Origin of the sequence: Streptomyces sp. NPDC006733 (genome assembly GCF_040636125.1) — a bacterium.
Lineage (GTDB): Bacteria > Actinomycetota > Actinomycetes > Streptomycetales > Streptomycetaceae > Actinacidiphila.
The window spans coordinates 41,709-48,771 of the sequence record NZ_JBEYJD010000059.1 but is presented as its reverse complement, the minus strand read 5'-3'; the positions used below and the strand labels follow the sequence as shown (position 1 = coordinate 48,771).

4 protein-coding genes are annotated in these 7,063 nt (G+C 68.1%); 2 read left to right on the top strand and 2 right to left on the bottom strand.

Translation table 11 applies throughout. From position 1 onward, the window contains the following. Positions 1-673 precede the first annotated feature (673 nt). Positions 674-1,273: a hypothetical protein gene (locus tag ABZ721_RS35745; RefSeq protein WP_358792957.1), complete on the top strand. Its 600-nt coding sequence runs from the start codon at positions 674-676 to the stop codon at positions 1,271-1,273. 520 nt (positions 1,274-1,793) lie between these two features. Here ABZ721_RS35745 and ABZ721_RS35740 read toward each other — a convergent pair. Further along, the gene (locus ABZ721_RS35740) at positions 1,794-4,553 is read right to left on the bottom strand and encodes a hypothetical protein (RefSeq protein WP_358792956.1); all 2,760 of its coding nucleotides are present in this window, start codon (positions 4,551-4,553) and stop codon (positions 1,794-1,796) included. A gap of 210 nt (positions 4,554-4,763) precedes the next feature. Here ABZ721_RS35740 and ABZ721_RS35735 point away from each other — a divergent pair, with 210 nt between their 5' ends. After that, complete coding sequence (locus ABZ721_RS35735) at positions 4,764-4,970, top strand: hypothetical protein (protein ID WP_358792955.1); 207 nt, start codon at positions 4,764-4,766, stop codon at positions 4,968-4,970. Positions 4,971-5,656: 686 nt separating this feature from the next. Here the strand turns inward: ABZ721_RS35735 and ABZ721_RS35730 are convergent. Further along, positions 5,657-6,571 carry a GIY-YIG nuclease family protein gene (locus tag ABZ721_RS35730; protein WP_358792954.1) on the bottom strand — a complete coding sequence of 305 codons (915 nt, stop codon included), beginning with the start codon at positions 6,569-6,571 and terminating at the stop codon, positions 5,657-5,659. Between the last annotated feature and the right edge of the window lie 492 nt (positions 6,572-7,063).

Below are 7,063 nucleotides of genomic sequence, written 5' to 3'. Positions count from 1 at the left end.
GTCAACCCACCACCTTGCGCATACCTCATGAAAACGGCATACCGCGAGGATCAAGACCTGTCACCACCACCGACATCACAAGTAGAAGGTCAGTAATGGCGGCCCGTACTCCGGATCCACGGCACCGCCCCAAGGCTTGCGACGCGGCGGGCGGCGTCGTGCCACGGCTCCGGCAGCATACCGTGCTGCCGGAGCTTTTCAGCAGGCTGAATGCGGCGGGAGAGGCGACGCAGGAGTTCACCACGGTGCTCGATACCTGCGATCCCGAACCTGTACGAATGGCCGGGCGATGTCCGCGCACAACGCGCAGTTTGATCACCACTCCTCGGCGCACGAGTCCGCCCGAGCCCGCTCCTGGCTCCCGGTCACGGAGCGCCTGAGCACGCTGGCGTTGAGCCGCCGGGTGGTCCCGCCTACCGATGATTTGAAGGTAGGTCGTATGCCTCATCGCCTGCCGCGGCGCATCGCCGGATGCCAGCTACCTCGACCGCCGGCCCATTGCCCTGCTCTGCTTGCTGTACGGCGTCCCGGTCCCAGTCGGATGCGCGAGGCTGTAGCGGTATGACGCCAGCTTCCCAGCGCCCGACCGGTAAACCACCGGGCCTCATGCTCCGGACCCGGGCACGGCGCACCCCTGGCCCGGCGGTCAGCGGGGCTGGATACGATCAGCGTCGTGTCTATCGAGACCATTACCTCTCTCGTCACTGCCGCCGTCGCAGTGGTCGGTGTACCCGCCGTCTACCTGCAGGCCCGTGCAGCACGCCTATCGGCAGAGGCCGCCGGGCGCGCGCAGCTGCAACACACCCGTCGAACGAGCCAGCACGCGGCGAGCGTCGAAGTGCTGACAGCGGCAGACGAGCTGAAGCGAGCCTGCGACAACAGCGGCAGCGCGACCTCGTGGCTTACCATGATCTACGAAGATCAGGCGAGCGACGACAACATCCGCCGACAGCGAGCCGCGGAGCAGAGGGAGAGCGCCGAGCAGCGCCAAGAAGAGGCATTCGACCATGCCTTCGAGGCGTTCGAGCGCCTGGTCAAGGCCGTAGCACGAGTCGAGTTGGAAGGCCCGGACGCACTCATCGCCTCCGCGGCCAGACTGGCCGACCTGGGCGACCTGCTCCAGCTTCAAGGGCGCAGCACGGACTTCGACGAGGACCGTCTGGTCTACGTGACGGAGCACGATCAGCAGCCCTTTACCTGGGTGGTCAGCCAATTCGCCGCAGCGCGAAGCACGTTCATCCTCGATACGCGTTCCTACTTCAACGACATCTGACGGGTGGCGCTGCACGGGCGCCTGACGTGCGGTGGCCCCGATCCAGGAGCTCCTGACCACGGGGGATGGGCAATAGGCTTGAGTGCTGCGACCGAGTGCGTTCTACCACGCTGACAGCACCCCGGCCAGGTGCTGCCTGCAACCCGATTGACATCTTCGGCGAGGTCACAGGGCCAGCCAACTGCTGGGTGTGTAGGTTGTCCAGCTGCTGCCCGATGCCATCAAAAGGGGCTGGCTCGGGAAGTGCTTGCAGACGGTCCGGTGCGCAGGGCTCTACCTGCAGTGGCGCCTGGGCGACATCATGCAGCGGCCGTCATCGCGCAGCACCGGCAGCGCGGCCTCACCCAGCGACGGCACGTCGAGGACCTTGTCGAGAACACCATGCGCCGTGCGACCCCCCCGCCCGGCGGCAACACATGAGCGCCCAGTCCTCGCCTTCCGGGGTACGGTCTACGCCACCTGCGAGCAAAGAGCCGCAGCGCCGATCGCAGGCCAGCTCGCGCGGTGCCGCTCGAAGCGGCTACCAGGGCGGGCTGCTGGAGCCGTCCGCTTCTAGGCCGCAGCGCACCAGCTGCGCCTCCCCGCCGGGGAAGCTCGGATGCAGGAGCTGAGCGAGCTCGGTCAGTACGGTGTAGTCGCCGCCGTCGATGGCGTCGCGAAAAAAGGACTCGGCCTTCGTCGTATCGCCGGTGATCAGCGCATGCTGTCCCAGGAGCCGGCGCGCCTCGGTCCGGTGGGCACAAGCCTTCTGCAAGAGGTTCAGGATCTCCGGCGGCACCGCAGACCCAGCTTTTGGGTTGGTCTGCTGCCATTGATCAAGGCGCCATAGGGCCAACGCCATCTGTGCCCCGCCATACCCATCATCGGCAAGTTGGCCAAGGTGCGCCTCGGCCAGACGTCGTACGGCAGGTTGGGGCCGCGTCAGCAACGGACGCAGGGCGGACACCATGGCCTGGAACCGCCCGCTGTGCCGGCACCGCGCCAGCAGATCTTCCGCCTTTTGGGGCCGGCTCGTACACCAGCGGGAGACCAGCTCGGCGACAGCCTGGTCGTTTCCTTCCTCGGCCGCCGTCATCAGCACGGATGCCGCAGCCTCATCTCGTCCTTGGGCCGCCAGAGACCGTTCGAGGTCGAAGACGGCGACCTGCGAGCCGCTGTCGATCACGGCGGACAGCAGCTGTTCGGTGAGATCCGCGTATCCGTGGTCGGGCAGGCGGGTCTGCCAGCGCAGCGGTAGCAGTGACGGTTCGCGAACGGGGCGGCGTGCCAACCGGCGGATCTCGTCTGGGGAGGCAATCACCTTCGCTGCCCCCTCCTCCTGCGGGCCGGTCGTGCGCTCCAGTACCTCCCGGATGCTCTGCACGAGCCCAGGTCCCTCCCCAAGCTCCGGGGCAGGCTCGACCTCGCTCTGACGCGCGTGCGCAGTGAGCTGGGCCGCCTCGACGGACAAACCCGTGCTTTCCCACAGCTCAGCCAGGGAGAACGCGGCGTCCCGGTATCCCGCTGCGTAGGAGTCGGCCAGAAGTTCGGCGGCCAGGACGCACATCTGCTGGTCCTGTTCCTCTGGGCCGATGCTGGCCAAGGTCGAGCCGACGAACCACAGGCTGTAGCCGCCATCGTCTGCCGCGCGTGCCAGCGCGGCGAGCTCGTCGCGGCCCTGCGCGGTCAAAACCCGGCCGGTCTCGCAGTAGCTGAAGCACATGCCCTCTACGGCATCCGTGCTGCCCTGCGTCGCAGCTCGCAGGTACAGCTCGCGGGAGATCCGGTAGCGGCTGCGGGAGAAGGCGTGCAGCGCCAACCGCTCAAGATCGTCGCCGCTGCCCAGGTGCTGGCGCGCGGCATCCCAGAACGTGGCAGGCGGCACCTGGTCCCAGCGCTGGGCTCCGGCATGCTGCTCGAGATAGTCCGCCACCTCGACCACGCCCGGCAGCGGACCCATCCCCGTGGGATGGGGCACCGGCAACAGGGCACTGGTGACCTGCTTGATCGGCCGGCGCGCATACGCCATCGCCTGCTCGAACCAGTCGGGCTCCGCCTCGGCCCGCTCGCGTGGTGTGAGATATCCAGCGACTGCCTGCTGCAGGAAGACCTCCCGAAGCGGTGTGCGCACACCAAGGCGCCGCGCATCGATGGCCGCGGTGAGCAAAGCCTTGCTGCAGGCGTGCGGCGCCTGCTGCCAGTGCTCCAGCAACTCCGGCCCCGCGGCCAGAGTCTGGGTCACCGCCCCCGCTCTGCCGGCGGCGACCGCCACCGCTGTCAACGACGGGTCCGAGGCGGCCCGCTGCACAAACTCCCGCCACTCCTGGCCGGCGAACGACTCGGGCACGTCCACCGTCCAGCCGCTGTGGAGCAGAGCGCGGGCCTGACCATGGCGATCTGCCTGCCCGTTCCCGGGCGTCGCCACCAAAGCCCGGTGACTCTCCGGCCAGATCGTCGCCACCACTGCCACCGGCCCCGGCCGCTCCAGCAGATCCCGCAGCAGGGCTGCCGCCTGTTCACCGGCAGGCTCGGCCAGCAGCCGGTGCAGATCGTCCAGCCACACCACCGTCCGTGCCGCCACGGTGGAGCCGGCCAGCAACTCCACCAGATCCTGGGCCGTTTTCGGATACGCCAGTGGCCAGGTGAAAACCACCTCCCGCACCGCCTCGTACGCGGTGCGGGTCTTACCGGTACAAGACCCGCCCCGCAACACCAGCAACTCGGCCTTGCCGTCGTCCGCAAGATGCCGCAGCCGGTCACGGACCGCGACATCGTGCCCCCGCGGCACGTAGGCGGGCAGTACGAAATCATCCTGCCCGCCAGCGCATCGTTCGCCCGGCACTGCGGCGTGCACGCGCAACTGGCGGGCGCTCCACGAGGACACCGCACGGTGCACCGGCGATCCCTGCTCCGCGGGCGCACCGACCGGCTGCGGCCGGCCCCGCCGAGCCCGCCCGGTACGGGCCGACCGGCCGCGGGACTCACCGCGCACGGCCTGGACCGCCGCGTGCGCCGACGACCAATCGACCTGATCAAGGCGGGCCACGTGAGCGGCGGTTGACGCACCGGAATGCTGACGTGCCGCAGCCAGCAACAGGCCGGCCGTCCTCTTCACCGCATCGACCTCATCGGGAACCTTCCCGTCCCGCAGCCAGGACTCCAAGGTGGTCCGCGGCACACCGACCCGCGCCGCCAGCTTCCGCCAGGACACCTCCACCAGGCCCCGCAACTCTCCCAGCGTGAGCAGCAGCGTGCGGAAGTACTCCTCCGGCTCTACCGACCCCTCCCCGCGCAACGCCACAGGCCCGACGCCCTTCCTGCCTCGCTCCAGCAAAACCAGCCCCGCGCACCGTCGGACACGCTGTCCCACGCACAGCCCCGCTGAACTGCACATTTTACGGCCCAGGCACCGGGGTGTCCGACGGGCGTGACGGACACCAGGCGCTGTCGGCACCGTAGGGGCATCACGGCACGCACACGGCGTGACCCCGCCCCAGCTCAAGGAGAACGCATGTCTCTTGCCCTCATCGTGGCCTTCCTCGCCCTGGCCGTCACCCTCTTGTGCGCCGCGCTCCTGGCCGCACTGGCGGGGCTACTGCAGCGCCTGGACGGGGCCAGCCTGCCCCTCGCCATGAGGGAGGCCCTCCTGGCCTTCTTCATCATGTTCGCCACGGGTATCGCAGCGCTCGCGCTGCTCACGTCGTGGATGCCCAGATGACCAGGAGCCGCCGCGGAGCACGACCGCCGCCGGGCCGACACCGGCGGCTCGGCGCCCCGCTGCCGATCTTCCCGAGTGGGTTGGTGCGCGCACCACCGAACCGGTGCGGTGAGGCCTTCCTTGCACAGGAAGGCCCGTTTGATCCCGCAGACCAGATGGTGGGTGCGGAGGGCCAACCCGGGGCGGTGAATACGTCACGGGCCTGCGGCACTGCGGCTAGCATCGCGCAGCCGGCCCGGCCGTCCACCAGCACGACATACTGGGCTGCAGCGCCCGCGCCTCGCCTGGTATTTGGTGAGGTACGCGCTGGGAGCATATGCGGACTGTCGCTACGCCTGACCGTAACGAGAGCGGCGTCCGGCCTGGTTCGGGCGGTCTGGGAAGGCCAGCCCAAGGGGACCGGTCCGCTGCCAGGTCACGAGCCGGCGCCTATACTGGTGCAGGCGCAGGTGCAGGCGCGGACCCCGCCGAGCTTTGTCGCCTTCTCCCGCAGTCGCCGCCCGTATGAGCAACTGCCGCACTGTGCAACAGTTGTTCGGCCAGTTCACCGCAGAGCGCCGTAGTTCGATACTTCGGCCGGGCGCGCGACGCCGTAGGACGCGGGCGGATCGGGAAGCGACCCACCCCCGTCCCCTACGAGGAAGATTTGCCGGTGGCCCCGGCCGCTCAACGACTGCCCATCGGGCTCAAACAGGCGACGCGGCCGTGGCTTCCTCGTTGTCCTTGATGGACTTCCCCCGGTCGTCCTTCCACTCTGTTCTGCCGTTTTTGCTGCCGCCGGCGAGGACGCTGGCGGCACTCGACGGGCTGTCGAAGATGTATGTCCTGGACAGCCGATACTGGCTCTCGTTCTCGCCCGTCAGGATGCCTTCCGCGATGAGCTCCTTGCGGACTCGTTCGTATCCCGGGACCATCACCTTGGTCTCCCTGCGAGCCAGGGCGCCCACCAGGACTGCGAACCCCCGAGAGTCGCTGAATCCCTCAGCTTCGGTGTGCTGCGTTTTCAACCAGTAACGTTTACCGGCGATCGCCGCCTGATCGTTCTTCGTCACTGGCGCTGCCGCAGATGCTTCGGGTGCATCGTAGATCTCGAAGGCCGTGACTCCCATGAGGGGAAGCAACGTCAGCGCCTCGTCAAGATAGGACTCCATGTCCGCGGTCTCCGGCTCGGACAGTCGGCCCAGCGTGGCCGGGTTGGTCGCGTTCTCGACCGCCGCGATCTGCGCGGCCTGAGCCATGGCGATCAGACGCGCTTCCAGGTACCTGATGTGTGCCTTGTTCAGCGAATCATCCTTCGTGGACAAGACGAAGGCAGTGGACCAAAAATCCTTCTTCGTGACGTGAGAGTCGAGACGGGTCCGTACTTCCTCCCCCTCACCGATGTAGATCCTGACAGGCCGCACGCCCTGCGGATCTGCTCCCACAAGGACGTAGACACCAGAGTGCTGCAACTCCTCACGCTTGCGGGCCCGGTCCCAGTCGGCGCGCGAGAAACCCAAGCAGCACCCTGTCCAGCCGATGCGCTCCACCAAGCGCATCCCCTGAGGCGTCCCATCGATAAGGAAGATTCTTATACTGGCGCCCCGCTGCTGCGTATTCATCGCACCCCTGCTGTGAAGAAGCTGCCGGGCTCGACTGGTAGGAGACCCTCGACGAGCACATCTAAGGAGAAAGGATCATAGAGCAGCAGCCGACGGCCTGCGGTGTCGAGGTGCTTTCTTTCTGGCGTGCACGGTGGTGTCCCGGTGCCCGTCGGTACGTGGCGTGAGCAATACACCCACCGACGTGAGATGTGTGAGGTCTGTGCTCTCGCTGGGTTCGTGGTGGCGTAGCCGGAGCCATGCGGAGAACGCGGCGCGGGGGTGCGGTCGGTCAGGGCGGAGCAGACGGCGAAGCCGAGCTGGTCGTGATCGGGGCCGGCGCCGAAGGTACGCATCCGCCACACCGTGGTGCCGGGCTGGGCCTCGGTGACGGTCGCCAGGGCGTCGAGCAGCAGACAGCCCAGATCGGAGCGGTACCCGACGGGCAGACTGTCGAGGGAAGCCAGCGTCCGCAGCCAGCTCTGCCGCTCGCCGGGCCTTTCGCGGGCAGGG

Bases quoted from the DNA above. Each gene is read 5' to 3' on its own strand.
- ABZ721_RS35735 (WP_358792955.1), top strand. From the start codon at position 4,764: ATGTCTCTTGCCCTCATCGTGGCCTTCCTCGCCCTGGCCGTCACCCTC.
- ABZ721_RS35730 (WP_358792954.1), bottom strand. From the start codon at position 6,571: ATGAATACGCAGCAGCGGGGCGCCAGTATAAGAATCTTCCTTATCGAT.